We start from the raw sequence: 24,969 nt of genomic DNA, 5'->3' as shown, positions 1-24,969 counted from the left end.
GCCCGCCGCGCTTGTGCAACGATCATCGCTCGGCGAAAATCGAATCATGGCCAAGCCGATCACGAATACGACGACCGAGTGGCGCGACGTCGTGCTGGTGTGCCGCAAATGTTCGAAGAAGCTGGACGGCGGGTTCGGGCCGGACGGCGATCTGACCCTGAAGAAGGCCCTGCGCAAATATCTGCACCTGAAGAAGGGCAAGAAGGGGCGCAAGGGCGCGCTGACGGTGGCGGGGACCGACTGTTTCGACATCTGCCCCAAGGGCGGAGTGGTGGCGGTCAACGCCGCCCATCCCAAGAAACTGCTGATCATCCCGGCCGGCGCCGACCTGTTCGAGGTCAAGACGCGACTGGGTCTGGACGACGGTCGGCGGCTGAAGGTGGTCGCCCCCGACTGAGACGTCTTTCTTCCGCCGCCCAGTCGTGCCAGATCGGCGTCATGGACGACGCCAAGATCGAGAAACGCGCCGGCGTGCAGGCGACCTCCGACCGGATCTGGGATCTGGTCTCGGACCTGTCGCGATGGAATGCCTGGAATCCCTTTGAGACCGATGTCGAAGGCGCCATCGCCTTCGGCGGGCGGCTGGAGATGACCGAGTCCTTTCCGGGCCAGGCGCAACGCCGGGCGACGGCCCGCGTCGCCGAATGGCGACCCTATGTACGGTTGGTCTGGACCGAGAACCGGGGCTTCCTGTTCCGCAGCCTGCGCTACATCGACATCGAAGAACTGGACAAGGGCATGTGCATCGTCTCGTCCGCCCACAAGTTTGCGGGCCTGAGGGGCGAACTGTTCCACGACAAGCACCGCGTCGCCCTGCGCGAGGCGCATCAGGCCATCGTCGACGGGCTCAAGACCCAGGCCGAGGCCTGACGCGTCAGCCCTTGCTCATCGTGTCCATGATGTTCAGGACCGCCGGTCCCAGGATGACGATGAACAGCACCGGCAGGAAGAACAGGATCATCGGCACGGTCAGCTGGGCCGGCAGGGCCGAGGCCTTCTTCTCCGCCGCCGACAAACGCAGGTCGCGGTTCTCCTTAGCCATGACCCGCAGCGCCGAGGACAGGGGCGTGCCGTAGGTCTCCGCCTGGGTCATGGCCACGGCGACCGATTTGACGCCGGGGTGATTGGTCCGCTTGCCCAGGTTCTCATAGGCCATGCGGCGATCCGGCAGATAGCTGAGCTCGGCCGACAACAACGACAGCTCCTCGGCCAGGTCGATAGAGGAGGTGCCGATCTCCTGGCTGACCTTGGCGATCGCGGCCTCGATCGACATGCCCGCCTCCACGCAGATCAGCAGCAGGTCCAGGGCGTCGGGAAAGGCCTGCATGATCGAGGTCCGCCGCTTGGCGATCCGGTTCTGAAGGAACAGGTTCGGCGCATAGAAGCCGGCCACGGCGGCGGCCATGCAGGCGGTGATCTTCTGCATCGTGGGCCAGTCCACGATCTTGATCACGAACATGTAGAAGGCCGCGACCACCAGGAAGAGGAAGGGCGAGGCGAAACGGAAGAAATAGAAGGTCGTCAGCGGGCGCGGCCCGCGATAGCCGGCCTGGGCCATCTGGTCGGCGACCTTGGGGTCCTCCAGCAGCTTGGTCAGGTTCAGCCGGTCCACGACCCGCTTCTTGAACCCCCCGTCGTCGGTGTGACGCAGGGCGCTCTGCCCCGACTGGATGGCGGCCCGCGAGCGGCGCTTCAGTTCATCCCGCCGTTCGGACACGGCCTTCATCCGCTTGTCCAGTTGCACCCCGCCGGTCATCGACGACAGCAGGGTCAGGACGGTGGCGAAGACCAGCACGCCCACGCCGAGGCTGAGCAGGTTCTGCGGATCGGTGATGAAGCGGATGAAGCCGTCCATGGTCCCCGCCTCAGATCTTGAACGAGATCATGCGCTTCATCACGAAGACGCCGGTGGCCATCAGGGCGGCCGCGACCAGCAGCAGGAAGTTGCCGCGCATGTCGGTAAAGAGGGCCATCATGTAGCTGGGGCTCGTGAACATCACCATGGTCATCACCGCCGGCGGCAGGGCGGCGATGATGCCCGCCGAGGCCAGGGCTTCGGACGACAGGGCCTTGACCTTCTCGGCCATCATCCGGCGCGCGCGCAGCACGGTCGACAGATTGCCCAGGGCCTCGGCCAGGTTGCCGCCGGTCTTTTGCTGGATGGCGATGACGATGGTGAAGAACCGCAGCTCCGGCGTCGGCATCTGCTCGAACATCTTGTCCAGCGCCTGCTCCAGCGTCATGCCCACGCCCAGGGCTTCGACCAGCTTCTTGAAGGCTGGGCCGAGGGGCGCCGGGCTCTCGCGGGCGATGATCTTGAAACATTCGTGGACCGGCAGGCCCGACTTGATGCCGCGGACAATGACGTCCACCGCATTGGGAAACTCCAGCGAGAATTTCTTCATCCGCCGCTTGGCCAGGAAGCCGACAACCCAGCGGGGAAGCCCGAGACCGACGATCACGCCGGCACCGATCGCCAGCAGGACATGCAGGCCGGACACCAGGGTCGCGATCCCGGCGAACAGCCCGATCAGCCCACTGACGATATGGAACGTCCGCGCGCTGATCGTCAGTCCGGCCTGCTTCAACTTGGACGACATATTGGCGCGCGCCTTGCGTTCGCGCCGCTCGGCGTCCTGAAGCTGCGCCACGATCTGTTTGCGGCGCGCCTCGGGCGTATTGGCCGCGACGGCGGCCTTGCGGGCGGTGGCGGCGTTGCGCTTGTTCTCGCCCAGCGTCTGGGCGCGCTTGACCGCCCGGCTCGACGAGTCGTCGCCGCCCACGAAGACCCAGCCCAGGCCGCCGATGGTGATGAAGGCGAGGACCGCCGCGAGGATCGGCAGCATCGCCCTACTCCGCCGCGTCGAGGGCGTCGGCCAGTTCGCGCTCCAGCCCGTAATAACGGGCGCGGTCCCAGAAGCGGGGACGGGCGATGCCGGTGGAACGATGGCGGCCGATGACCTTGCCGTGCTCATCCTCGCCGGTGATGTCGTAGACGAACAGGTCCTGGGTCACGATCACGTCGCCTTCCAGCCCGACCACCTCGGTGATGTGGGTGATGCGGCGCGAACCGTCGCGCAGGCGGGCGGCCTGGATGATGACGTCGACCGAGCCGACGATCATCTCACGAATGGTCTTGGACGGCAGGCCGTAGCCGCCCATGGTGATCATCGATTCCATCCGGCTGATGGCCTCGCGCGGGGAGTTGGCGTGCAGCGTGCCCATGGAGCCGTCGTGGCCGGTGTTCATCGCCTGCAGCAGGTCGAAGGCCTCGGGTCCGCGCACCTCGCCGACGATGATCCGTTCAGGCCGCATCCGCAGGCAGTTCTTGACCAGGTCGCGCATGGTGATGGTGCCCTGGCCCTCCAGGTTCGGCGGCCGGGTCTCCAGGCGCACGACGTGCGGCTGTTGCAGTTGAAGCTCGGCGGCGTCCTCGCAGGTGATGACGCGCTCGGTCGGGTCGATGAAGGCGGTCAGGGTGTTGAGCAGGGTCGTCTTGCCTGAGCCCGTGCCGCCCGAGATGACGATATTGCAGCGCGAGGCGCCGATGACGCCCAGGACGCGCGCGCCCTCGGGACTGATGGACTTGTAGTCCACCAGATTCTTCATCGTCAGCTTGTCTTTCTTGAACTTCCGGATCGTCAGGGTCGGACCGTCCAGCGCCAGGGGCGGGGCGATGACGTTGACGCGCGACCCGTCCGGCAGGCGGGCGTCGCAGATCGGGCTGCTTTCATCGACGCGGCGACCGACCTGGGACACGATCCGCTGGCAGATGTTCATCAGCTGGTTGTTGTCGCGGAATCGGACATTGGTCAGCTGGACCTTGCCGCTGACCTCGATGAAGACCCGGCCCGCGCCGTTGACCATGATGTCGGCGATGTCGTCGCGCGCCAGCAGCGGCTCAAGCGGGCCGTAGCCGAGGACGTCGTTGACGATGTCCTGAACCAGATGCTCCTGCTCGGCGACCGACATGGAGACATTCTTGATCGCCACCAGTTCGGCGACGATGTCGCGTATCTCTTCCGAGGCGGCCTTGGTGTCCAGCTGGGCCAGCTGGGCCAGGTCGATGGTGTTCATCAGCGCGTTGAAGATGGTGGTCTTCGTCGCGTGGTAGTAGTCGCTCTGTTCCCGGACGATCTCGGCGACCGCCTGGGCCTTTTTCAGCTGTTCGAAGCCGGCGGTGGGCTTGGGACCGGATGCGGGCTTGCTCCCCTGCGGCGCGGCCGGCGCTTCGGGCGCGGGGGCGGGTCGTGAGGCCAGGGCGTCGAGACGGTCGGCCTTCGGAGCGCCCTGGGCGGGCGCGTCGGCGCGGGCGAAGGCTTCGGCGACAGGTTCGAAGTCGGCTCCGCCGTCAAAGGAGAAGGCTTCCGTCTGCACGCCCGGCGACGGTTGACGGGGCGCGGCCGAAAACTCGGGGGCGCCGCCCGCCTGGGGCGCGGCGTGCGACGTCGCCGCGACGACGCCAGGCTGACCTGTGCGCTTGCCAAACACCCGTCAGCGCTTCTTGAACATGGAGGCGAACAGGGATTTGGACGCCGGGGAAGTCGCCGCCTTGCCCGGCTTGGCCGCGGAACCCGCCCGGGGGCTGGCCAAGGCCGGCAGTTCGCGCTGGGACACGATCTGGGCCAGGGTCTGGAAGGCCTCGGCCGCCTTCGTCTTGGCGCCTGCGTCCAGGATCATCTGTCCGTTGTTGGCGGCCGCCCCGAAGGTCTTGGCGTCGAACGGAATGATCAGGCTGGGGTGGACGCCCAGGGCGGCGCCGAAATCCTTGGCCGGGATTTCGGGACGGCCCGGCACGCCCACCTGGTTCAGCACCAGGCGCGGCGGGGCGTCGTTCGGACGACCCGAGCGGATCAGGTCCATCATGTTCTTGGCGTTGCGCAGCGAGGCCAAGTCGGGCGTCGCCACGATCACCACCTCGTCGGCGCTGATCAGCGTGCGGCGCATCCACGGCGACCACAGGTGCGGCAGGTCCAGAACCACGAAGGGCGCCGTCGAACGGATCCGGTTCGTCACCTCTTCGAAGGCCTCGGTCGAGATGTCCCAGTCGGTGTCCAGGGTGGCGGGCGCGGCGAACAGGCTGAGCTTGTCGGTGCAGCGGACCATCATCCGGTCCAGCAGGGTTGAATCCAGCCGGTCCGGCTGACCAAGGGCGTCGGCGACGCCGCTTAGCGGATCCTGGTTGAAGTCGAGGCCGGCGGTGCCGAACGGCAGGTCGTAATCGACGATGACGGTGTTGGCGCCGATCCGCTCCGAGATCGCATAGGCCGTGTTGTGCGCCACGGCCGAGGCCCCCGCCCCGCCCCGCGCGCCGACGAAGGCGATGGAGCGGCCGACGAAGGGCTGGGCCGGGTCGTTGAACAGGCCGCCGATGGCCGCGATCAACTGCAGGGGCTGAAGCGGCCCCACGAGATACTCGCTGACCCCTCGCCGCATCAGCTCGCGGAACAGCAGGATGTCATTGGTCGGGCCGACGACGATGACCTTGGTGCCCGCATCGCAGACCTCGGCCAGCTGATCGACCTCCCACAGCAGGGTCTGGGGGTCTTTCAGGCATTCGACGATGATCAGCGGCGGGGTCGGCTCGTGCTGATAGGCGGCCACGGCGGCCATAATGCCGCCGATGCGGATCTGGGTGGTGGCGCGCGACAGACGGCGATCCTGGGCGGCGCGCTCGGCCGCAGCCAGGGTGTCCTGGCGCTCCGCGAAGACGTGGATGGCGATGCGCGGGACCGAAACTTCACCGATGGCGCTCGCCGGCGCGAGGCCGACGGGGGTCAGGCTGGAAGAGACGACGCCGACAGGGGCCGTAGCGGTTTCTGGAACCGCGGCGAAGTTGGACTGGGCCTGGGCCACCATGTCGCCGACCGGGTTGAAGGCGGCGGCGGAGGGCGGCAGGGTTCCGCCATTGACCGCCAGGGCCGGCGCGGGCGCGTGGCCCGGGCCGGGGGCGGTGAACTGCAGCGGCTCCCGCTGCGGTTCGCTCGGGAAGGCGGCGGCCTCGGAGAAGTCCATGTCGACGTCGAAATCGTCGAGCGGTTCGGGCGGTCGGGAGGCGGGGATGCTCATGGCCCTAGTCCACCGCTCGCGAAATCTGTCCCTCGATCAGCGGCTCCTGAGGCGAGGAGGTCACGATGCCCGTGCGGTAGTTGTCAAAGACCTTCCCGCGGCGCGCCGTGTCCGCCGCCGCCAGGGCCGCCGGCGCGACGATGTCGCGGGGGTTGGCGATCTGCGCGGCCAGATTGGCCGTCACGGCGCATCCGAACGCCGCAGAAGGCTGGTTGGAGAAGTTCGACACCATCCCGGACTGCGCCGCAGCGCAGTTGGGGATGGAGGCTCGCAGGGTCTCGAAGCCCGCCAGGACGGGCGCGCGGGGCGAGGGCGCCGCATAGGAGACAACCCGCAGCCGCGCCGCCGGCACGCCGAGGGAGATCAGGACGTCACGGGTCTTCCAGGCCGCCTGGGCGGCGACCGGATCATCACCCGTCGGCGCCTCGATGCGGATCACATCGGCGCGGGCCTGGTCGAACCGGCCGGCCAGGGCGGCCAGGGCTGCCTGCTGCCGGTCGGACAGTCCGTCTTCGTGAACCGCCAGGGCGATCCGGTCGACGCCGGGTTCGACCTGAAGCACATAGCGGGACGTGGCGGTCAAGGGCGGCTCCCCCGACGGTCCTGTGGCGGCGCAGGCCGACAGAAGGGCCGACATGGCGAGAACGGCGGATCTGGTCATGGCGCGGCTCATTCGATCACATAGCCCACTGGCCCGGCCCAGCTCGGCCCGGAAGCGGCGCCCGACGCCGCCCCCGGCGTGCCATAACGCTGGCTCAGTTGTCCGAACAGTATCGTCTGGGCGTCGTTGGCGATGTGCAGGCCGTCGGCGGGCGTCTGGAGCTGGCCGGGCGCCGTCGGCGACACCAGATAGGCCTCAATGATGATGACCAGCTCGGTCTCGCCCGACAGATAGTCGCGCGACCGGAACAGGGCGCCCAGCACCGGAACGTCGCCGAGCGCCGGAAGCTTGTCGACATTCTGACGCGTCGACTCGCTCAGCAGGCCAGCGATCATCAACGAACCGCCGGAAGGCAGCTCGACCGTGGTTGAGGCGCGGCGCACGGTCAGGCCCGGGATGACCAGTGTGGTCGAGTCCGTTCCCAGGGTGAAGGCCCCGTCGGTGCTGAGTTCAGACACTTCGGTCGACAGTTGCAGCGATATCCGGCCTGCAGACTGCACGATCGGCCGCACGGCCAGACGCACGCCGTAAGGCTTGAACTCGATGCCGACTTTGGAGGTCCCGTTATCTTCGGACAGGCCGACCGGCACCGGGAACTCCCCGCCGGCCAAAAACTCGGCGTTTTCGCCGTTGACCGAGGTCAGATTGGGTTCGGCCAGGGTGCGCATCAGGCCTGCGCGTTCGAACGCCTTGACCGTCGTCGACAGGCTGTTTCCGTCTCCGCTGCTGTCGGAGTAGCCGAGGCCGCCGCCGCCCAGCAGACTGCCGTTGACCGCGAAGGTCGCGGTCTGGCTCAGCGACAGGCCGTCGCCGACGCTGTTCAGAACGGCGCCGACATCCATGCCGAGTTGTTTGACCGCCGAACGCTGCACCTCAACGATCCGGGCCTTGACCGTGACCTGGTCGGACCCGGTGACGCCGATCAGATTGATGACCTTATCGGGCGCGCTGACAAAAGCGCCGGCCACGCGGCGCGCCTGGTCGGCCTGGGACGGGCTTGCGGCCGTTCCCGTCAGAATGATGGTGTCGTTGACCGCCTCGGCCTGGATCGAACCGCCCGGGATCAGGCGCGACAGCGTATCCTGCAAGGCGCTGGTTCCCGCGTCCACCCGAACCCGCAGGCTCAGGATCGTGCGTCCGGCGCCGTCCAGGAAGACGGCGTCGGTCTCCCCCGGCGCGACGCCAATGACCGTGATCCGGCGCGGCGAGTGCAGCATCGCCTCGGCCACCTGAGGATTGGACACGATCACGTCGCGGGCGTCAGCCGGCAGATCGACGGCGAACGAGGTTCCGCGCGGCAGGTTGATCAGGCGCGGGGCCGCTCCGGTCGAGACGGCGGTTCGGCTCTGGGCCAGGACCGCAGCGGGCGCGGCGCCCCCGGCGATCAGGGCGCAGGCCAGGGCGGCGGTGAAACGGCGCATCGTCGGCGTCCTCACGGCGTCACCACTTCGGGCGCGCCGCCGCGATAGATGCGAACGGTCTGAGCGGGGGCGGCGACGGCGGCGGCGCGGCGCACCGAGCCGGACGGACCGCCGGTGTCGGCGTAGGAGCGCAGCGACAGGGACAGTTCGCCCTGGGCCTTGGCCTGGGCCAGGATCTCGGCGTCACGCGGCGCGACCTCCAGGGTCGCGGTTGCGCCGACCACCGCCTGCTCGTCATCGCCGGCGCGGGTCGACTGATCAATGGCCAGGACCTTGACGTTCTGCAGCACGGCGCCGGCGACATATTTGCCTGCGCCGCCCTCGACCCCGCCCTGATCGGTCTGGGCGGTCAGGACCACGTCGACCCGGTCGCCGGGCAGAATGAAGCCGCCGGCGGCCGACTCCACCGTCACCCCGATGGCCATGGCCCGCATGCCGGGCTCAAGATAGGCGGCCAGATAGCCGCTGTCGCCGGCCCGCACGATCTTGCGGCCGACGATCGGCTCTCCGGCCAGAATGGGTTCACGCACCACTGAGCCGACATAGTCGCCCTTGGCGCCGGAACTCGCGACCTCGCGAACCACCTTGGCGGCGCCCTCGACGGCCTTGCCGGCCTTTCCTGCTTTTTCAGCGGGCGCCTCGGCTGCGGGTTTGGCCGGGAGCGGGGTCGCGCCGTCGGTGATGAAGGCCGGATTGACCTCGTCCACCGGCCAGTCCTTCCAGGCCAGGTCGCCGTCGGTCAGACGTTTGCCGGGTTCCAGGTCCTTGGCCGCAACCAGAATCCGGGCCATGGGCCGGGTCTCGACCGCGGCGGCGGCGGCCAGCGCGGGCGCGCTATTGCCCATCGCGCGCACTACAAGGGCCAGGCCCAGGGCGGAGATGGCGGCGATACAGATGACGACGATTCGAGCGGGCTTCATCCATGGAACTCCGACAGACGCCTCGACCCGGATCCGGTCCATGATGCGCTGCCGTTAACGATCATGACGGCGCCGGGTTAATGCGTTCCTAAGCTCGATGAAGACGTAGCGACGCGCCTAGATCAGTCCGTTCATCAGATCGGCGTCTGGAAAGGCCAGCAGGGCTCCGATGGCGATGGCGACGCCGTAGGGAATATCCCCCCTGGGCTCCAGCAGCCGCGCGGCCCAGCCCGGCGCGGAGGGAGCGATGAATTGGAGATACCGACGCGCGGTGATCAGCAACAGACAGAACAGCCCGCCCGCGACGCCGGTCCACAGCAGGAACATGGCCGAGCCGCTCCACCCCAACCACAGGCAGCTGGCCGCGATCAGCTTGGCGTCGCCGCCGCCGACCCAGTTCAAGGCGAACATGCCCATCCCGACGAGCAGAGCGAGAACCCCCACTCCGACATGCACGCCCATGCCCGTCAGGCCAAGACCCGCCGCCATGGCGACCGGGAAGAAGAGCGCGATCAGGGCCAGCGGGATCCAGTTCGGAATCTTCATCGTCACCAGGTCGTGCAGACCGCCGATGACGACGAGCGCAGGCATCAGGCCCAGGGCCGGAAGAAGAAGAGAGTCCATCCCTTGACCTTAGGCGCCGGACGTTAAGGCCGGGTTTCGCGCCGCCGATGTCCGGACAAGGTAAAGGACCGGAGCAGATGCTCCGGCCCTTGCAGATTTCAAGACTTTGAAGCCTTATTAGTCGGCGTTTGCGATACCGTCGGCCACTTCCTGGAACTTGGTCGTCAGGTTGTCGCCGACAGTTCCGAGCACGGTGATGATGACGACGGCGATCAGAGCGGCGATCAGGCCGTATTCGATGGCGGTAGCGCCCGACTCGTCCTTAACGAAACGCGAGATAAACTTGGTCATTGCATAGGTCCTTTGATTAAATGTCCAGCGAGCAACTAGGCGGGGGGAGCCGGTAGCCCGCTTGACCCCCAAACGCAGGATGAGAATGCACAACGCGTATTAAGGCTGAGTCACAAATTGTGGTTACACTCGGATTCACCAAATAAAATGGTGTGATGGGTGCTTCAGTCTTTGTTGAGGAACATGAGGCCATGATGCGCGCGTCCGCGTTCACGCGCCCATCGCTTCAGAGTCGCCGATGCACCGCCCTTCACTGATGCTCATTCTGGCCGCCGTCGTGGCCGCGCCCCTCCCCGCCTCGGCCCAGGCCGGCGCCCTGAATGTTGAGATCGATCGTTCGGCCCGCGTTCAACTGAACGGCCCGGCTTCGTCGGTCATCGTCGGCAACTCGGCGATCGCCGACGTCACCGTGGTCGACGCCAACACCCTGTTCATCGTGGGCAAGGGCTACGGCGTCACCGAGGTGGTCGCCGTGGACAGCGTGGGCCGCACCCTGTTCCAGCGCGAGATCATCGTCACCGGGGGCTCGACCGGCACGGTGCGCGTCTGGCGCGGCGCCCAGGCCACGGAAATGGCGTGCGGCGCCTCCTGCGCGCCGAGTCTGCGCAAGGCCGAAGCCGCCGCGTCCTCGTCTTCCGTCGCGCCCTGAAGCCCGGCCGATGACCCGCCCCTTGCGTCTTAGACTCGAGCGTCTTCGGCCCAGGCGTCTTCCGGTCCGGGGCCGCAAGGCCCGCGAAGGCGCCGCAGCGGTGGAGTTCGCCCTGGTCGCCCTGCCCTTCTTCGTTCTTCTCTATTCGCTGATCGAGCTCGGTCTGGTCTTCATGATCGACGCTGTGGCCGAAAACGCGGTGGTCGACGCCACCCGCCTCGTACGAACGGGCCAGGCCTATGAAGAGGGCTTCGACGCGACCCGGTTCAAGACCGCCTTCTGCGACAACATGAGCGTCTTCAAGAACGGATGCGCCGCGCGGACCACGATCGACGTCCGCGTCGTCGCCAGTTTCGCAGCGACCGACGAGGGAGAGGACGCCAATGGCGATGGCGTTCCGGACAATGACAATTACAATGGCGGCGACGCCGAGGACCTAGTTCTGGTGCGGGTCTGGTACCGCCAGCCGATGATCGTCCCGTCCCTGACCCAGGCGGTCTCCAAAGGCGGACCGGGGGAAATCATCATCTCCTCCACGGCCGCCTTCCGCAACGAGCCCTGGCGTGCCTAGATCGCTTGTCCGCAGACTGGCCGGCGATGTCCGAGGCGTTTCCGCCGTGGAATTCGCCCTGATCGCGCCGGTGATGATCCTGTTCTACGCAGGCCTGGTTGATTTCAGTCAGGCCTATATGGCGCTGAAACGGACCAGTCATGTGGCGGCCTCGACGGCGGACCTGGCGTCCCAGTCACTGAGCCTGACCGCCGCCGACGTCGACAATATCTTCCTGGCCGGCCCCAGCATCATGGCCCCCTTCTCTGCGGGCGCCCTGGACCAGAGGATCAGCAGCGTGACCCGCGAGTCCTCGACTACCTACAAGTTGAACTGGAGCCGCAGTTCCAAGACCACCGGCGACCTGTCGGGCGACCTGCCGGTCGCCGAATTCAACGTGCCCGCCGATTGGCTGGCCAATGGAGAATCGGTGATCATCGCCGAGGCGAACTATACTTACGAGTCGCCCTTCCAGAAATTCCTGCCCGAGTTCAGGTTCAAGCGTCGCGCCCTGCTGGAACCGCGGCGGACCACCGTCATCGCCTGTGAGACCTGCTGATCATCACTATAGGTCAGTCGACGAGGGCGCGCCGCAGAGCGGATATCTTGACCTCGGTTTCGGCCAGCTCCGCCTGAGGATCGCTGTCGGCCACGATCCCGGCCCCGGCCAGGGTGCGGAAGATCCAGCGGCCGTCGCGGCGTTCAAACGAAGCGGTGCGGATCAGCACAGAGGCGGTCAGGCCGCCGCCCTCCTCCAGGATGAACAGCGACCCGCACCAGGCGCCGCGCGGCGGCTCAAGATCGGCGATCACCTTCATGGCCTGGTGCTTGGGCGCGCCGGTGATGGAGCCGGGCGGGAAGGTCGCGGCCAGCAGGTCGGCCGGCGTCACCCCCGGCTCGGCCCGGCCGACCACGGTCGAGACCAGATGATGGACAGTGGGATGGCTCTCGATGGCGAACAGCCGCTCGACCCCAACCGACCCAACACGCGAGGCGCGGGCCAGGTCGTTGCGCATCAGATCGACGATCATCAGGTTCTCCGCCCGATCCTTGGCGCTGGCCTGAAGCTCGGCGGCTAAGGCCGCGTCCTGGACCGGATCGGGCGAACGAGCGCGCGTGCCCTTGATCGGCCGCGCCTCGATGCGCCGGCTCTTGCCGCCGAAGGCCAGAAACAGTTCGGGCGAGTTGGACACCAGGGCCCGGTCGCCGATCCGCCAGAAGCCGCCATAGGGTGAGGCTCGCCCCTGTTGCAAGCGAAGGAAGACGTCAAACGGATCGGCCTGGGGCCTCAGCACGCCGCCCCAGGCGCGAGCGATATTGGCCTGGAATAGTTCGCCGGCGCCGATGCGGGCCACGACTTCGGCCACGGCGTCACGATAAGCTTGGTCATCCGCCTCGGGCGCGAAGGCTTCGGCCGGGGTTGTGGGGCTTGCAGGCGCGACCGCCCCCTTCAGCCAGCCGGCGGCGCGGTCGGCGACGGCCTCGGCCTGGAGCGCAGTCGCCCCCCGCCCTATGGCGCGAACGCGGCGTTGAAGATGGTCGAAGCTGAGCATCGCGGGGTAGCGAGCCAGGATCAGGTCGGGCCAGACCTGAGGCCGGTCGCCCGTGGCCGGACGCGCACCGGCGTCATAGGCGGCCAGGCCCACCGTCCCCGCGCCCCAGGACGGGTCGCGCAGAGGCTCAAACAGATCGGCCTCGACCGCGCCCACATGAACCCGGTCCGGCGCGGCCGCCGCATGGGACCAACGCCCGCCGGGCCCGCCGTCGGACAGCAGGGCCAGAGCGCCGTCCGCCCCGCCGATTCCGGCCGCCACAGCCAGAGGATCCGTCCACGGATGATCGTGGACGACGACATGGGTCAGGACGTCGCTCACGCCGACAGCCGCGCCTCGATCCGCGCCCGAAGCGCGGCGTCGACGTCCAGGGCCTGGTCCAGATAGGCGTTCAGCGACCCATGCCGCGCCTCGACCTCGGCGAAGGCCGCTTCCAGATAGGCGGGTTCGACGCCGAGGAAGGCCACCACCGCATCGTCAGAGGCCACGCGGCCGGTCATCTTGTGCAGCTGCCGCGCGATGGACGGGGCGCGACCGGCCAGATCGACGGCGGTGTTGGTCAGCAGATAATCCTCGACCAGGTCGTCGCGATGGACGCCCAGCAGATGATGGGTCAGGGCGGCGAGGAAGCCGGTCCGATCCTTGCCCGCAGCGCAATGGATCAGGACAGGACGGTCCTGATCGCCCAGTGCGTGGAAATAGCGGCTGAAGACGTCGATGTGAGCGACGTCGAACGGCAGGCTGCGATAGGTTTGCGTCATGAATCGCCGGCCCGAATCCGGCGTCAGGTCCGCAGTCTTCAGGAAGGTGATGTGGGGCGCCTCCGCCCCGTCGTCGATTCCGCCCTCGATCACCAGGGCGTCGAAGCTGTCAGGCCGTCGCGACGGCTGGTCCCGCCGTTCGCCCGGTCGGCGCAGATCGACCACCGCCCCCAGGTCGAACCCCTTCAGTCGCTCCAGATCGGCGTCGCTGGCGCGGGCGTGATGGGCCGAACGCAACAGGCGGCCGGGACGCACGCGTCGTCCGGCCGCCGTGGCGTAGTCGCCATAGTCGCGGAAATTGTCGATGGCCTCGAAGGCGTGGAGACGGTCGCTCATGCCCGTCTTCTAGCGCGCGGGAAGCAGCCCCGCCATGGCGTCCAGATAGGCGACGAAGGCGGCGCGGCCCTCTTCGCTCAGCCGGGCCTCGGTCAGGGGCTTGCGGCCGACGAAACTCTTGGTCACGGCGACGAAGCCCGCCTCCTCCAGCTTTCGCAGATGGACCGACAGATTGCCGTCGGTCGTCTGCAGCCGGGCCTTCAGCGTATTGAAATCCGCCGCCTCGGCCCCGGACAGATAGGCCATGATCCCCAGCCGGATCCGTCCATGGATCACGTCGTCGATCCGGCTGATATCGAAATCATCCGCCATCAGACGATCTCCGACGGTTCCTGCCGCATCAAAATCAAACCGGGGACAAAGGCGACGGCGAAGATCATCCCTGCGAAAACCAGATACATGGCCATGTCGCCCGCAAACCAGCCCATGGCCACCGCCCCGACATAGGACCCGAGCCCGGTCAGGGTCATCCAGCGCGTGTTCGTCATGGTCCCGGCAATGATCCAGGCCGAGCCATAGGCCACAAAGACCACGATTGGCATGGCCATCATGGCCGACCAATCCCCACTGTTCAGCCCCCGGGCCATCAGACCCAGCCATGTGGCGAAGATGCCGTAGCCCACCGCCGTCCAGGCCGCCCCGACCGCGCGATTGCCTGCCGACTGATAGCCCGGCTTGCCCTTCATCCGACCAATCAGCACGGCCAGAACGGCGCCGAAGACCAGACCCGCTCCGATCCAGAGCCAGACCGGGGCCCAGCGCCCGGCGTCGATCACGCCGGTCAGCAGCGCCCACTGCCCTATATTGGCCGCGCCGAAAATGACGGCAGCCGCCACGAGAAACCGCCCCGCCAGCAAGGGCGCGCGCCGCCCCTCCTGGGCCAGGGCCCGCATATAGGCGATGTCGTCCTGAATAGTCTGCGTCTCGCGCGTCATGGCGCCCTCCTCCTGAAATCCGATGATCACAGGATGCACAATGAACTTTGTGTTGTAAAGTTCTTTTTCAACCTCCTGTCTCCTCCCCATTCATGGGGAGGTGGCGCGGCGCGTCCGCGCCGTGACGGAGGGATTCTTCAACGCACGGCCGGCGCCTGTGGGATTTCAAGAGCCCCTCCACCCCCGCGCAAGGGGCGCGGCGGTCCCCCTCCCCGCAAAGGCGGGGAGGAGACGGTTCAGATCACCGGAACGGCGGCTCGTCGAAGGCGCGGAGTTTGCGGGAGTGCAGGCGCGAGCCCTCGTTGCGCATCAGGTCCACCGCCTGGATGCCGATCTGGAGGTGTTCTGAGATCGAGCCTTCGTAGAAACGGTTGGCCTGGCCCGGCAGTTTGATCTCGCCGTGCAGCGGCTTGTCGGAGACGCACAACAGGGTGCCGTAGGGCACCCGGAACCGGTAGCCCTGGGCCGCAATGGTGGCGCTTTCCATGTCGATGGCCACGGCCCGGCTCTGGTTGAAGCGCAGCGCCGACTTGGAATAGCGCAGCTCCCAGTTCCGGTCGTCAGTGGTGACGACCGTGCCGGTGCGCAGGCGCAGCTTGACCTCGTCGCCGGGCATGCCGCTGACCGACTTGGTGGCGTCGTACAGGGCGCGTTGGACCTCGGCGATGGAGGGGATGGGGATGTCCGGCGGCAGGACCGCGTCCAGCACGTGATCGTCGCGCAGATAGGCGTGGGCCAGGACATAGTCGCCGATGGTCTGGCTGGCGCGCAGGCCGCCGCAGTGGCCGATCATCAGCCAGACATGCGGACGCGTGACGGCCAGGTGATCGGTGATGGTCTTGGCATTGGACGGGCCGACGCCGATATTGACCAGGGTCACGCCCTTATGGCCCGGCGCGGTCAGGTGATAGGCCGGCATCTGGTGCTTCTTCCAGGCCGTGTCGCTGATCGCCGCCTCGGGGTTGGGCGTGTCCCGCGTAATGATCACGCCGCCGGCGCAGGACAGGGTCTCATACGGCGTGCCCGGCGTCTGCAGCTGTTCGATGGCCCAGCGCACGAACTCGTCGACGTAGCGATTATAGTTGGTGAACAGGACATAGGACTGAACATCGTCCACCGGCGTGCCGGTGTAGTGTCTCAGCCGCGCCAGGGAGAAGTCGGTCCGCAGGCCGTCGAAATGCGACAGGGGGAAGTCGCCGCCCATGTCGAACAGGCCGTCCGCGATCTCGTCGCCGATATGGGCCAGGTCCGTGGTCGGGAACCAGCGCGCCAGGGCGGCCGTCATCGACCGGTCCAGCGCCACCTCCAGTCCGTCGGTCACATAGGGGAAGGGGATCTCCTGCTTCGAGATCCCGACCTCGAAGGTCGCGCCATATTCCTGTTCCAGCAGGCCCAGCTGTTCGGTCAGATAGGGGCGGAACAGGTCCGGCCGGGTGACGGTGGTGGCGTAGGTTCCCTGTTTCGACAGCCGGGCGTAGGCGCGCGGCTCCAGGTCCTGGGGGCGATCCCCGTCCCAGCGGATGCGAAGTTCGGGATAGGCGAACACCCCTTCGGCGCGTTTCAGCGGGTCGGGCCGCGCGCCGGTGTTGACGAAATCCCGCACGGCGTCGCGCAGGTTGGTCACGGATTGGGTGTAGAGGGTTTCGAGGCGGTCCAGCGCCGCCTGTGCTGTCATCTGTTCTGTCATGACTTCCTCTAGCGAAGCTTCTTGGCTTTGGCGAGGCGCCCGGCGGTCAACCTCGATTCGTTGCGTTGCAGCATTTTGTGACAGACGCATGGTTGCGGTCCGCAGCGTGACGGCGCATCTGGCCCGAATGTCTTCTTCCCCCGCTTCAGCGCCCGCCAAGAAGGAGCTCGGCTTCGTCGAGTTCGTCTGTCTCATCGCCCTGATGATGGCGCTGAACGCCCTGGCCATCGACTCCATGCTGCCGGCCCTGCCGGCCATCGGCGCCGACCTGGGCGTGGCCAATGAGAACAGCCGTCAGTGGGTGGTGACCGCCTATCTGCTCGGCTTCGGCGGGGCCCAGCTGGTCTACGGCCCGCTGGCGGACCGGTTCGGCCGCAAGTCCGTGCTGATGGTCGGCGTCGGCCTCTATGTGGCCTTCAGCCTGCTGGCGACCCTGGCCCCGACCTTCGACATGCTGATCCTGGCCCGTATCGGCCAGGGTCTGGGCAGCGCCTGCACCCGCGTCCTGGCCGTCTCCATCGTGCGCGACCGCTATGAGGGCCGCACCATGGCCCGGGTCATGTCCTTCAGCTTCCTGGTCTTCCTGGGCGTGCCGATCCTTGCGCCGTCGCTGGGGCAGCTGATCATGCTGGTCGGCCCCTGGCGCTGGATCTTCGCGGGCCTGGGCCTGATCGGCGTCGGCCTGATCATCTGGGCGTCGCTGCGTCTGCCCGAAACCCTGAAGCCTGAGGATCGACTGCCGATCCAGGTGAAGCGGTTGACCTCGGCCTACAAGACCGCCCTGACCGACCGCACCGCCATGGGCTACACCCTGGCCATGACGGCCATCACCGGCGCCCTGTTCGGCTTCATTAACTCGTCGCAGCAGATCTTCGCCGACGTGTTTGACGCCGAGGCCGTCTTCCCGGCCGTCTTCGCCCTGATCGCCGGGGGGATCGCCGTGGCCTCCATCGTCAATGCCCGGCTGGTGGTGAAATTGGGGTCGCGCAAGATTTCGCATACGGCTCTGATCGGCTTCACCAGCATTTCGGCGATCCACGCGCTCGTCGCCCTGAGCGGTCACGAGACCATCTGGACATTCGCCGTGCTCCAGACCCTGACCATGTTCTGCTTCGGCCTGATCGCCGGGAATTTCGGGGCCATGGCCATGGAGACCATGGGTCATATCGCCGGCACCGCCGCCTCGATCCAGGGCTTTATCTCCACCATCTTCGGCTCTCTGCTGGGCTTTGCGGTGGGGCAGCAGTTCAACGGCACGACGGTCCCCATGGTGCTGGGCTTCACCGTCTTCGGCCTGATCGCCCTGGCCATGGTCCTGTTCGCCGAGCAGGGCAGGCTGTTCCGCGCCCAGCATGCGCCGGCGAGGGCGCACTGAGGCTTTACCGACCGCAGGCTTGATCTTTTCGGCGTTTCCGCGCGTTCTCCGGCCAATCCCTACGGTCAGCCCCGGAAAGCCTCGATGAAGCGTAATGCCTTCGGTCTCGTCTCCGCCCTCGCCCTCGCCGCCGCCCTGGGGGTCAGCGCCTGTTCCACCACGACCGGAGGCGCATCGATGACCCCTCCCGCCATCGCGCCCGCCCCGGGCCCCGAGGCTGTCGACAGCCACACCTACGCCCGGCCCGAGATCGCCCGCGTCGTCGATGTGGCCCTGGACCTGACCGCCGATTTCAACGCCAAGACCCTGTCGGGCACGGCGACGCTGGACATCCTGGCCGTCCCCGGCGCCAATGAGGTGATCCTGGACATCCGCAACCTGGACATCCAGGACGTGCGCGACGCGGCCGGACAGCCGCTGCGCTATGTCGTCGGCGACAATGACGCCATCAAGGGCCAGCCCCTGACGGTCTATTTCCCGGCCTTCGCCCCCAATGAGCGGCGCAAGATCACCATCCGCTATTCCACCCGTCCCGACGCGGCGGCCCTGCAATGGCTGTCGCCCAGCCAGACGGCGGGCGGTCAGAAACCCTATCTGTTCAGCCAGGGCCAGGCCATCCTGACCCGCACCTGGGTTCCGACCCAGGACAGCCCCGGCATCCGCCAGACCTATTCGGCCCGTATCACCGCCCCCGCCGACCTGACCGTGGTCATGAGCGCCGACCAGCTGACGCCCAAGGGCGAAGCCGCCGCAAATGGCATGAAGTCCTGGCGCTTCCGGATGGACAATCCGATCCCGCCCTATCTGATCGCCATCGGCGTCGGCGACATCGCCTTCGCGCCGTTCGACGAACGGACCGGGGTCTGGACCGAGCCCAGCCGCCTGCGCGCCGCCGCCGCCGAGCTGGAGCCGACCGCCGAAATGGTGGACGCGGCCGAGACACTGTACGGCCCCTATCGCTGGGGCCGGTACGACCTGCTGGTCCTGCCGCCCAGCTTCCCGTTCGGCGGGATGGAAAACCCCAAACTGACCTTCGCCACCCCGACCATCATCGCCGGCGACCAGTCGCTGGTCTCGCTGGTGGCGCACGAACTGGCCCACTCCTGGTCGGGCAATCTGGTGACCAACGCCACCTGGAACGACTTCTGGCTGAACGAGGGCTTCACCACCTATTTCGAGAACCGGATCATGGAGTCGATCTACGGCCATGACCGGGCGGTGCAGGAACAGGTGCTGAGCTGGGACGGGCTGCAGGACGAGCTGAAGTCCCTGGCCCCCGCCGACACCCGCCTGCATCTGGACCTGACCGGCCGTGATCCCGACGACGGCATGAACACCATCGCCTATGATAAGGGTTCGGCCTTCCTGCGCACCATCGAGCGGATCGCCGGGCGCGATAAGTTCGACGCCTGGCTGCGCGGCTATTTCGACCGCAACGCCTATCGGCCCATGACCACGGCCATGTTCCTGGAGGACATCCGCACCCATCTGGTGAAGGGCGACGCGGCTCTGGAATCCGAACTGCAACTGGACGCCTGGGTCTATCAGCCCGGCCTGCCGTCCAACGCCGTGGCCCCGGTGTCGAACGCATTCACCCCGGTCGATGCGGCCGCCGTGGCCTTCTTCAAGGACAAGGGACCGGCCTCCGCCATTCCCTGGGCGGAGTGGAACACCCAGCAGCGGCAGCGTTTCCTGGGCTGGCGTCCCGAAGGTCTGGCCGCCGGCGCCGACTGGCTGACCACCGCCCAGCTGGCGGATCTGGAGCGCACCCTGAACCTGGCGAACGAGGGCAACAGCGAACTCACCTTCGCCTGGCTGCAGATCGCCCTGGCCCACCGCTATCAGCCCTCCGTCGCCACGGCGGAGACCTTCCTGACCAGCCAGGGCCGGCGCAAATTCGTCATGCCCCTGTTCCAGACCCTGTGGAACGAAGGCGACTGGGGCCGTCCCATCGCCCGCCGCATCTACGCCGAGGCCCGGCCGCTGTATCACCCGGTCACCAGCGGTTCGGTCGATCAACTGGTGGGCCGGCCTTAAGCCATCCAGCGTCTCCTCTCCACATTGTGGGGAGGAGACGGCGAAGCGATTGTTCGGGAGCTAAAGGTTGATCACGCTCGCGCCCGCTTCATCCGACAGCCGCTCCGCCAGCACGGCGCGGTGGCAACCGGCGTGATCAGCCTCGAAGCACAGCAGGGCCACGCGCTTCTCGCCCGCCAGCGCCTTCAGCCGCTCGTACTCCATCTGGGCCTGAGGCTCGGCCAGATGGTCCGCGAAGATGGCGCGCATCTCGGCGACATGACCTTTGCGGGCCGCATCCCGGCCCGCCTTGGGCGTGCCGAGGCCGCGCAGATGGAGATAGTCGATCCCCTCGGCCTTCAGGCTCTCGCCCAGAATCGTCTTGGAAAATCCGGCGCGGCGCGATGCGGCGACGGCGCGGACATCGACCAGAAGATCGACCCCGGCCGCCTTCAGCTGATCGATCACCTGCGCCTGGCTCGCGCCCTCATAGCCGATGGTGAAGACTTGCATGGACGACAGATGGGCGCGAACGCCCAGATCGCCAGCTTGACCGTCAATCGCCGCGTTGCGGCGCCGCGCCCCATCGGCTATCCCGCAGCACGGATTTCGACTGGAGCTTTCCCCATGGCTGACCTCGCCCCCGGCGTCGTGACCCTCTTCGGAGGTTCCGGCTTCATCGGATCGCAGGCGGTGCGCGCCCTGGCCCGTCGCGGCTGGCGCATCCGCGTGGCGGTGCGCAACCCGGTTCTGGCCATCGAGGTCCAGCCCCTGGGCGATCCGGGCCAGATCCAGTTCATGCGCTGCGACGTGACCGAGGCCGACGACGTGGCGGCCGCCGTGCGCGGCTCGCACGCCGTGGTCAATCTGGTCGGGGTCCTGCACGACGGCGGCGGCAAGCGCGGCTTCAAGAGCGCCCATGTCGAAGCCGCGAAGAACATCGCCCAGGCGGCCAAGGCCGCCGGGGTGGAGCGCGTCGTCCAGATCTCGGCCATCGGCGCCGACGCCAACAGCCGCTCCGCCTACGCCCGCACCAAGGGTGAGGCCGAGAACGAAATTCGCGCCGTCTATCCCGACGCCGTCATCCTGCGTCCGTCCCTGGTCTTCGGCGCCAGCGACGGCTTCCTGAACCGGTTCGCCGCCATGGCGACCTCATCGCCCGCCCTGCCACTGATCGGCGGCGGCAAGACCCGGTTCCAGCCGGTCTATGTCGGCGACGTGGCCGAGGCCGTGGCCCGCGCCGTGATCAGCGGCGACGCGGCCGGCCGCACCTACGAACTGGGCGGGCCTGACATCTATACATTCCGCGAAGTGCTGGAGCTGGTGCGCCGCGAAACCGGCCGCGACCGTCTGCTGGCGCCCATTCCCTTCCCCGTCGCCAAGCTGCTGGGATCGCTGCTTCAGACCGTCAGCCTGATCGGCCTGACCCCGCCCCTGACTCACGATCAGGTCGTCATGCTGGAGAAGGACAATGTCGTCTCGCCCGGCGCCGAGACCCTGGCCGATCTGGGCCTGACCACGCCGACCGGCATGGAGGCCATCGCCCCCTCCTACCTGTGGCGCTATCGCGACGGCGGCCAGTTCGCCGTTTCGCCCGCCCACTGAGGCTTCGTCGCGCCTGATCTGAGACCCGGCCGTGAAAACGGCCGGGGCGTCTTCGCATTCCGGAACAAATAGTGCACAACTCTCGGATGCCGGCCACGCAAACCCAGTCCCGCCCCGCCCAAGACCCGACGCTGGACGACGCCCGGTCCCTGCTGTCGCGCGTCTGGGGCCATGGCGACTTCCGGGGCCTGCAAAGCCAGGTCGTGACCGAGATCCTGGCCGGGCGCGACGCCCTGGCCGTCCTGCCCACCGGCGGCGGCAAGAGCGTCTGCTATCAGATCCCGGCCATCCTGCGCCCCGGCCTGGGCCTGGTGGTCTCTCCCCTGATCGCCCTGATGACCGATCAGGTCGAAGCCCTGAAACAGCAGGGGGTCGCCGCCGCCCGGCTGGATTCCGGCGTGTCGTTGGACGAGCGGTCGGCCATCTGGGCCGCGGCCCGCTCGGGCGATCTGGACCTGCTGTACGTCTCGCCCGAAGGCCTGGCGGCCGGGGCCATGATGGACCGGCTGGCCGAGTTGCCGCTCAGCCTGATCGCCATCGACGAAGCCCACTGCGTCAGCCAGTGGGGCCACGACTTCCGTCCCGACTACCGCAACCTGGGTCTGTTGGCCGAGCGTTTCCCCAACGTGCCCCGCATCGCCGTCACCGCCACCGCCGACGCCCGCACACGCGATGACATCCTGCGCTCGCTGCGGCTGGAACAGGCCAAGGTCTTCGTCGACAGTTTCGCCCGCCCAAACCTGCAACTGTCGGCCGAGCGCAAGGAAAGCGCCTCGCGCGCCAAGACCGACGCCCGGGTCATCGAACTGGTGCGCGAGCGGCGGGGCAAGCCGGGCGTGGTCTATTGCGGCAGCCGCGACGGCTGCGACCGCGTGGCCCAGGCTCTGCGCGACGCCGGGACCAACGCCATCGCCTATCACGCCGGCATGGACGCCAAGGAGCGGGACCGCCGGCTGGAACGGTTCCTGGCTGAGGACGGCGCCGTCATGGTCGCCACCATCGCCTTCGGCATGGGGGTGGACAAGGCCGACGTTCGCTTCGTCATCCACGCCGATCCGCCGGGGTCGCTGGAGGCCTATTGGCAGGAGATCGGCCGGGGCGGCCGCGACGGCGAACCGGCCGAGGGCATCACCCTGTACGGCCCCTCCGACATCGCCTGGACCCTGCGCCGGCTGGACAGCCGCCCGATGGCCGAGGAGGTCAAACAGGTCCAGGTGCGCAAGGCCCGCCAGCTGTTCGCCATGCTGGACGGCGCCGTCTGCCGGGCCCAGGCCGTGCGCCGCTATTTCGGCGAGACCGACGCCGACCCGTGCGGCGTCTGCGACATCTGCGGCGACCCGCCGCTTCTCTATGACGCCACTGTCCCCGCGCAAAAAGCCCTGGCGGCGGTCCAGCGTCTGGGCGGCCGCTTCGGCCGGGGCCGGATCGTCGATCACCTGACCGGCCGCACCAAGGCGGTCCAGCCGTGGGAGCAACAGCTGTCGACCTGGGGCATAGGCGCCGACATCTCGCCCAACGGCTGGCGCGACATCGTCGACCACCTGTTGTTCGAAGGCCTGCTGGTCGAGGATCCGAACGACGGCAAGCCCCTGGTCGGTCTGGGCGACGGCGAGGCGGTGCGCGCCGTCTACAAGGCCGAACGCAAGATCGAAGTCCGCCGCGTGCCCGCGGGCTTCGACGCCGGTACCCGCTCGGGCAATCCGCGCAATCGCGGCGACCGCACCGGCGAGGGCCGCAACGCCGCGCTGGAGACCATGGACGCCGACGTCCGCGCCCGGTTCGAGGCCCTGCGCGCCTGGCGCCGCGACCGCGCCTCGGAACAGCACGTCCCGCCCTATGTCATCTTCCAGGACAAGACCCTGCTGGAAATCGCCCACGCCGAACCCGGCGACCTCTCCAGCCTGGGCGCCCTGCCTGGCGTCGGCCAGTCGAAACTGGATCGCTACGGCAAGGGCGTGCTGGAGACGTTGGCAAAGGGTCTGGCGTCCGAAGAAGGTCGTCCATCCGACATCATCGACAAGGCGCGCGATCTGCGTCGGGAGATGAGCTTGCCCGAGGTCCAGCTATGGCAGGCGCTGCGGGGCGAGAAATTGGGCGGGCTGAAGTTCCGCCGCCAGCATCCGATCGCCCCCTATGTGCTCGACTTCTATTGCGCCGGCGCCCGACTGGCGGTCGAGATCGACGGCGAAAGTCATGAAGGGCGAGGCGCTCAAGACGCCCGGCGCGACGCCTTCTTGCTGGAGCAGGGCATACGCACCCTGCGGATTCCGGCCCGCGACGTCCTGAACGACCTGACCGCCGTCACCGACCATATCCATCGCGAGGCCCGCAGCCGCTAAGACCCTCTCCCGCTTGCGGGAGAGGTGGCCCGGCGTTCGCGAAGCGAACCAGGGTCGGAGAGGGGAGTCTTATTTGGAAGAAGAACTTCCCCCATCGTCAGGCGTGTCGCTGCGCGCCACGGTCTGACACTTCCCCCGCAAGCGGGGGAAGGTCGGGGCTCACCCCAGAAACCGATCCACCGCCGCCTGGAACTGCACCGGCTGGTCGATCATGACCTGGTGGCTCGCCCCCTCGATGCGGACGAAGCGCGCCGGGCGGGGCAGGTTGGAGAAGCCGTATCGATACAGGCCCTCCAGCCGATTGCGCGGATTGCTCGTATCCCGCGTCCAGCCATAGACCACCGTCACCGGGGCGGTGACGTCGCGCAGCCGCTGGCGCAGATCGATGGTCAGGGCTTCGTACAGCCCCTGGGCCAGCACCCGCCGGTCGCCGCCCTGCAGGCCCAGGCCGTCGAACACCATGTCCCCCGCCAGGCCCAGGTCGCCGCCCAGGGCCGAGACCTGGCCCTTCAGCGCCTGGTCTCCGAACAGCATCAGGGCCTGGTAGCCCAGCCGCGCCAGAGGCTCGACCTCGCGGACCGTGACCCGGGCGTCGACCAGGGCCGGGAAGAAGGGGGCGGAATCGACCACCATCACCCGACCGATCCGGTCCCGCATGTCCGCCGCCACGCGCAGCGCGATCTGCCCGCCCAGGGAATGGCCGATCAGGGCGGGGCGCGAAAGCCGCTGTTCGCGGATATAGCGTTCGATCTCCCGGGCGGCGGGCGCGACCAGGGCGCCGCCGGCGTTGGCGCCGATGTCGGTCTGGCCGAAGCCCCGGATGGTCACCAGATGGACCCGATATCGGCCCTCCAGCTTGTCCGCCGTCGAGCGCCAGGCGGCCCCGGTGGACCCCAGACCGGGAATGAAGATCACATCCGGCCCCGCGCCCCGTGTCTCGACGATGATCCGGTCGGAACGGAAGGCGGGGGCGGAGCCCAGCGATGACAGCTGGGATTGCGCCCCTGCGGTCGTGGAAACGCAGGAGCTCGCAGCCAGGACGGCGAGGGCGATCAGCAGATGACGAAGCATGTCTCCTTCTGCCCCGAAATCGCGGCGACGGCGAGGCCGTGACGCGCGCCTGCCAGTTGTTGACTCCGCCATCGCGACAATTGTAGCGTATGCGCGACAACTGAAA

General features: G+C 67.7%; 25 protein-coding genes and 1 pseudogene. 10 read left to right on the top strand and 16 right to left on the bottom strand.

Annotation, left to right across the window (positions count from 1 at the left end; all coding sequences use genetic code 11):
* The first annotated feature begins 46 nt into the window (after window positions 1-46).
* Both ACVPT3_RS00385 and ACVPT3_RS00380 read left to right on the top strand, forming a co-directional pair.
* Window positions 47-397 carry a hypothetical protein gene (locus ACVPT3_RS00385; protein WP_492042267.1) on the top strand — a complete coding sequence of 117 codons (351 nt, stop codon included), beginning with the start codon at window positions 47-49 and terminating at the stop codon, window positions 395-397.
* A 41-nt stretch (window positions 398-438) separates the two neighbouring features.
* The gene (locus tag ACVPT3_RS00380) at window positions 439-870 is read left to right on the top strand and encodes an SRPBCC domain-containing protein (RefSeq protein WP_492042266.1); all 432 of its coding nucleotides are present in this window, start codon (window positions 439-441) and stop codon (window positions 868-870) included.
* Between the two features lie 4 nt (window positions 871-874).
* Here ACVPT3_RS00380 and ACVPT3_RS00375 read toward each other — a convergent pair whose 3' ends face one another.
* The 9 genes from ACVPT3_RS00375 to ACVPT3_RS00335 all read right to left on the bottom strand — a co-directional run bounded on the left by ACVPT3_RS00375 (window position 875) and on the right by ACVPT3_RS00335 (window position 9,986).
* Window positions 875-1,855, bottom strand: a complete 981-nt coding sequence (locus ACVPT3_RS00375) for a type II secretion system F family protein (protein ID WP_492042265.1) — start codon at window positions 1,853-1,855, stop codon at window positions 875-877.
* Window positions 1,856-1,865: 10 nt separating this feature from the next.
* Complete coding sequence (locus ACVPT3_RS00370; RefSeq protein ID WP_492042264.1) at window positions 1,866-2,846, bottom strand: type II secretion system F family protein; 981 nt, start codon at window positions 2,844-2,846, stop codon at window positions 1,866-1,868.
* Window positions 2,847-2,850: 4 nt separating this feature from the next.
* Window positions 2,851-4,491: a TadA family conjugal transfer-associated ATPase gene (locus tag ACVPT3_RS00365; RefSeq protein ID WP_492042263.1), complete on the bottom strand. Its 1,641-nt coding sequence runs from the start codon at window positions 4,489-4,491 to the stop codon at window positions 2,851-2,853.
* 3 nt (window positions 4,492-4,494) lie between these two features.
* Window positions 4,495-6,069: a CpaE/TadZ family protein gene (locus ACVPT3_RS00360; protein ID WP_492042262.1), complete on the bottom strand. Its 1,575-nt coding sequence runs from the start codon at window positions 6,067-6,069 to the stop codon at window positions 4,495-4,497.
* A gap of 4 nt (window positions 6,070-6,073) precedes the next feature.
* Window positions 6,074-6,730: a CpaD family pilus assembly lipoprotein gene (locus ACVPT3_RS00355; RefSeq protein WP_492042261.1), complete on the bottom strand. Its 657-nt coding sequence runs from the start codon at window positions 6,728-6,730 to the stop codon at window positions 6,074-6,076.
* A gap of 8 nt (window positions 6,731-6,738) precedes the next feature.
* Window positions 6,739-8,151, bottom strand: coding sequence for a type II and III secretion system protein family protein (locus tag ACVPT3_RS00350; RefSeq protein WP_492042260.1), 1,413 nt, complete (start codon window positions 8,149-8,151; stop codon window positions 6,739-6,741).
* Window positions 8,152-8,162: 11 nt separating this feature from the next.
* Window positions 8,163-9,071, bottom strand: coding sequence for a Flp pilus assembly protein CpaB (gene cpaB / locus ACVPT3_RS00345; protein WP_492042259.1), 909 nt, complete (start codon window positions 9,069-9,071; stop codon window positions 8,163-8,165).
* 117 nt (window positions 9,072-9,188) lie between these two features.
* On the bottom strand, window positions 9,189-9,695 hold the full coding sequence (locus ACVPT3_RS00340; RefSeq protein WP_492042258.1) for an A24 family peptidase: 507 nt from the start codon (window positions 9,693-9,695) through the stop codon (window positions 9,189-9,191).
* A gap of 117 nt (window positions 9,696-9,812) precedes the next feature.
* Window positions 9,813-9,986, bottom strand: a complete 174-nt coding sequence (locus tag ACVPT3_RS00335; RefSeq protein WP_492042257.1) for a Flp family type IVb pilin — start codon at window positions 9,984-9,986, stop codon at window positions 9,813-9,815.
* Between the two features lie 238 nt (window positions 9,987-10,224).
* Here ACVPT3_RS00335 and ACVPT3_RS00330 point away from each other — a divergent pair, with 238 nt between their 5' ends.
* The 3 genes from ACVPT3_RS00330 to ACVPT3_RS00320 are packed head-to-tail and all read left to right on the top strand — an operon-like array spanning window position 10,225 to window position 11,744.
* Window positions 10,225-10,635: a pilus assembly protein N-terminal domain-containing protein gene (locus tag ACVPT3_RS00330; protein WP_492042256.1), complete on the top strand. Its 411-nt coding sequence runs from the start codon at window positions 10,225-10,227 to the stop codon at window positions 10,633-10,635.
* A 10-nt stretch (window positions 10,636-10,645) separates the two neighbouring features.
* The gene (locus tag ACVPT3_RS00325; RefSeq protein WP_492042255.1) at window positions 10,646-11,206 is read left to right on the top strand and encodes a TadE/TadG family type IV pilus assembly protein; all 561 of its coding nucleotides are present in this window, start codon (window positions 10,646-10,648) and stop codon (window positions 11,204-11,206) included.
* A complete protein-coding gene (locus ACVPT3_RS00320; protein WP_492042254.1) occupies window positions 11,199-11,744 on the top strand; it encodes a TadE/TadG family type IV pilus assembly protein in 546 nt (181 codons plus the stop codon). Before ACVPT3_RS00325 ends, ACVPT3_RS00320 begins: the two co-directional genes overlap by 8 nt.
* A gap of 13 nt (window positions 11,745-11,757) precedes the next feature.
* Here ACVPT3_RS00320 and ACVPT3_RS00315 read toward each other — a convergent pair whose 3' ends face one another.
* From ACVPT3_RS00315 to ACVPT3_RS00295, 5 genes are all read right to left on the bottom strand, one after another.
* Window positions 11,758-13,059, bottom strand: coding sequence for an anthranilate synthase component I family protein (locus ACVPT3_RS00315; RefSeq protein ID WP_492042253.1), 1,302 nt, complete (start codon window positions 13,057-13,059; stop codon window positions 11,758-11,760).
* Window positions 13,056-13,835: a tyrosine-protein phosphatase gene (locus tag ACVPT3_RS00310; RefSeq protein WP_492042252.1), complete on the bottom strand. Its 780-nt coding sequence runs from the start codon at window positions 13,833-13,835 to the stop codon at window positions 13,056-13,058. Before ACVPT3_RS00310 ends, ACVPT3_RS00315 begins: the two co-directional genes overlap by 4 nt.
* Before the next feature lie 9 nt (window positions 13,836-13,844).
* Window positions 13,845-14,147, bottom strand: coding sequence for a winged helix-turn-helix domain-containing protein (locus tag ACVPT3_RS00305; protein WP_492042251.1), 303 nt, complete (start codon window positions 14,145-14,147; stop codon window positions 13,845-13,847).
* Window positions 14,147-14,770 (bottom strand): hypothetical protein, encoded by a 624-nt coding sequence (locus ACVPT3_RS00300; protein ID WP_492042250.1) that lies wholly within the window; start codon window positions 14,768-14,770, stop codon window positions 14,147-14,149. The genes ACVPT3_RS00305 and ACVPT3_RS00300 overlap by 1 nt, the downstream gene beginning before the upstream one ends.
* 241 nt (window positions 14,771-15,011) lie before the next feature.
* Entirely contained in the window at window positions 15,012-16,457 is a 1,446-nt protein-coding gene (locus ACVPT3_RS00295) for an AMP nucleosidase (protein ID WP_492042249.1), read from the bottom strand.
* 127 nt (window positions 16,458-16,584) lie between these two features.
* Here ACVPT3_RS00295 and ACVPT3_RS00290 point away from each other — a divergent pair, with 127 nt between their 5' ends.
* On the top strand, window positions 16,585-17,832 hold the full coding sequence (locus tag ACVPT3_RS00290; protein WP_492042248.1) for a multidrug effflux MFS transporter: 1,248 nt from the start codon (window positions 16,585-16,587) through the stop codon (window positions 17,830-17,832).
* Between the two features lie 84 nt (window positions 17,833-17,916).
* Window positions 17,917-19,869 carry a M1 family metallopeptidase gene (locus ACVPT3_RS00285; RefSeq protein WP_492042247.1) on the top strand — a complete coding sequence of 651 codons (1,953 nt, stop codon included), beginning with the start codon at window positions 17,917-17,919 and terminating at the stop codon, window positions 19,867-19,869.
* 60 nt (window positions 19,870-19,929) lie between these two features.
* Here ACVPT3_RS00285 and ACVPT3_RS00280 read toward each other — a convergent pair whose 3' ends face one another.
* Window positions 19,930-20,361, bottom strand: coding sequence for a DUF488 domain-containing protein (locus ACVPT3_RS00280; protein WP_492042246.1), 432 nt, complete (start codon window positions 20,359-20,361; stop codon window positions 19,930-19,932).
* A 114-nt stretch (window positions 20,362-20,475) separates the two neighbouring features.
* Here ACVPT3_RS00280 and ACVPT3_RS00275 point away from each other — a divergent pair, with 114 nt between their 5' ends.
* From ACVPT3_RS00275 to ACVPT3_RS00265, 3 genes and pseudogenes are all read left to right on the top strand, one after another.
* Window positions 20,476-21,453 carry a complex I NDUFA9 subunit family protein gene (locus tag ACVPT3_RS00275; protein ID WP_492042245.1) on the top strand — a complete coding sequence of 326 codons (978 nt, stop codon included), beginning with the start codon at window positions 20,476-20,478 and terminating at the stop codon, window positions 21,451-21,453.
* A gap of 86 nt (window positions 21,454-21,539) precedes the next feature.
* Window positions 21,540-23,423, top strand: a pseudogene (gene recQ / locus ACVPT3_RS00270) (DNA helicase RecQ); the annotation flags it as partial.
* A gap of 72 nt (window positions 23,424-23,495) precedes the next feature.
* Window positions 23,496-23,792, top strand: a complete 297-nt coding sequence (locus ACVPT3_RS00265) for an endonuclease domain-containing protein (RefSeq protein WP_492043850.1) — start codon at window positions 23,496-23,498, stop codon at window positions 23,790-23,792.
* A 159-nt stretch (window positions 23,793-23,951) separates the two neighbouring features.
* Here ACVPT3_RS00265 and ACVPT3_RS00260 read toward each other — a convergent pair whose 3' ends face one another.
* The gene (locus tag ACVPT3_RS00260; RefSeq protein WP_492042244.1) at window positions 23,952-24,863 is read right to left on the bottom strand and encodes an alpha/beta fold hydrolase; all 912 of its coding nucleotides are present in this window, start codon (window positions 24,861-24,863) and stop codon (window positions 23,952-23,954) included.
* Window positions 24,864-24,969: the final 106 nt, after the last annotated feature.

Source organism: Brevundimonas sp. FV1ps31S (genome assembly GCF_058681265.1).
The sequence above is the reverse complement of the archived record's forward strand: the minus strand, read 5'-3'. Positions and strand labels throughout refer to the sequence as shown.

What these genes read in the sequence shown, in the direction of transcription:
- ACVPT3_RS00350 (WP_492042260.1), bottom strand. Translation starts at nt 8,151, where the DNA reads ATGCGCCGTTTCACCGCCGCCCTGGCCTGCGCCCTGATCGCCGGGGGC.
- ACVPT3_RS00360 (WP_492042262.1), bottom strand. Translation starts at nt 6,069, where the DNA reads ATGAGCATCCCCGCCTCCCGACCGCCCGAACCGCTCGACGATTTCGAC.
- ACVPT3_RS00310 (WP_492042252.1), bottom strand. Translation starts at nt 13,835, where the DNA reads ATGAGCGACCGTCTCCACGCCTTCGAGGCCATCGACAATTTCCGCGAC.
- ACVPT3_RS00265 (WP_492043850.1), top strand. Translation starts at nt 23,496, where the DNA reads ATGAGCTTGCCCGAGGTCCAGCTATGGCAGGCGCTGCGGGGCGAGAAA.
- ACVPT3_RS00335 (WP_492042257.1), bottom strand. Translation starts at nt 9,986, where the DNA reads ATGACCAAGTTTATCTCGCGTTTCGTTAAGGACGAGTCGGGCGCTACC.
- ACVPT3_RS00300 (WP_492042250.1), bottom strand. Translation starts at nt 14,770, where the DNA reads ATGACGCGCGAGACGCAGACTATTCAGGACGACATCGCCTATATGCGG.
- ACVPT3_RS00325 (WP_492042255.1), top strand. Translation starts at nt 10,646, where the DNA reads ATGACCCGCCCCTTGCGTCTTAGACTCGAGCGTCTTCGGCCCAGGCGT.
- ACVPT3_RS00275 (WP_492042245.1), top strand. Translation starts at nt 20,476, where the DNA reads ATGGCTGACCTCGCCCCCGGCGTCGTGACCCTCTTCGGAGGTTCCGGC.
- ACVPT3_RS00295 (WP_492042249.1), bottom strand. Translation starts at nt 16,457, where the DNA reads ATGACAGAACAGATGACAGCACAGGCGGCGCTGGACCGCCTCGAAACC.
- ACVPT3_RS00285 (WP_492042247.1), top strand. Translation starts at nt 17,917, where the DNA reads ATGAAGCGTAATGCCTTCGGTCTCGTCTCCGCCCTCGCCCTCGCCGCC.
- ACVPT3_RS00305 (WP_492042251.1), bottom strand. Translation starts at nt 14,147, where the DNA reads ATGGCGGATGATTTCGATATCAGCCGGATCGACGACGTGATCCATGGA.
- ACVPT3_RS00385 (WP_492042267.1), top strand. Translation starts at nt 47, where the DNA reads ATGGCCAAGCCGATCACGAATACGACGACCGAGTGGCGCGACGTCGTG.
- ACVPT3_RS00280 (WP_492042246.1), bottom strand. Translation starts at nt 20,361, where the DNA reads ATGCAAGTCTTCACCATCGGCTATGAGGGCGCGAGCCAGGCGCAGGTG.
- ACVPT3_RS00290 (WP_492042248.1), top strand. Translation starts at nt 16,585, where the DNA reads ATGTCTTCTTCCCCCGCTTCAGCGCCCGCCAAGAAGGAGCTCGGCTTC.
- ACVPT3_RS00340 (WP_492042258.1), bottom strand. Translation starts at nt 9,695, where the DNA reads ATGGACTCTCTTCTTCTTCCGGCCCTGGGCCTGATGCCTGCGCTCGTC.
- ACVPT3_RS00355 (WP_492042261.1), bottom strand. Translation starts at nt 6,730, where the DNA reads ATGACCAGATCCGCCGTTCTCGCCATGTCGGCCCTTCTGTCGGCCTGC.
- ACVPT3_RS00380 (WP_492042266.1), top strand. Translation starts at nt 439, where the DNA reads ATGGACGACGCCAAGATCGAGAAACGCGCCGGCGTGCAGGCGACCTCC.
- ACVPT3_RS00260 (WP_492042244.1), bottom strand. Translation starts at nt 24,863, where the DNA reads ATGCTTCGTCATCTGCTGATCGCCCTCGCCGTCCTGGCTGCGAGCTCC.
- cpaB (WP_492042259.1), bottom strand. Translation starts at nt 9,071, where the DNA reads ATGAAGCCCGCTCGAATCGTCGTCATCTGTATCGCCGCCATCTCCGCC.
- ACVPT3_RS00370 (WP_492042264.1), bottom strand. Translation starts at nt 2,846, where the DNA reads ATGCTGCCGATCCTCGCGGCGGTCCTCGCCTTCATCACCATCGGCGGC.
- ACVPT3_RS00375 (WP_492042265.1), bottom strand. Translation starts at nt 1,855, where the DNA reads ATGGACGGCTTCATCCGCTTCATCACCGATCCGCAGAACCTGCTCAGC.
- ACVPT3_RS00330 (WP_492042256.1), top strand. Translation starts at nt 10,225, where the DNA reads ATGCACCGCCCTTCACTGATGCTCATTCTGGCCGCCGTCGTGGCCGCG.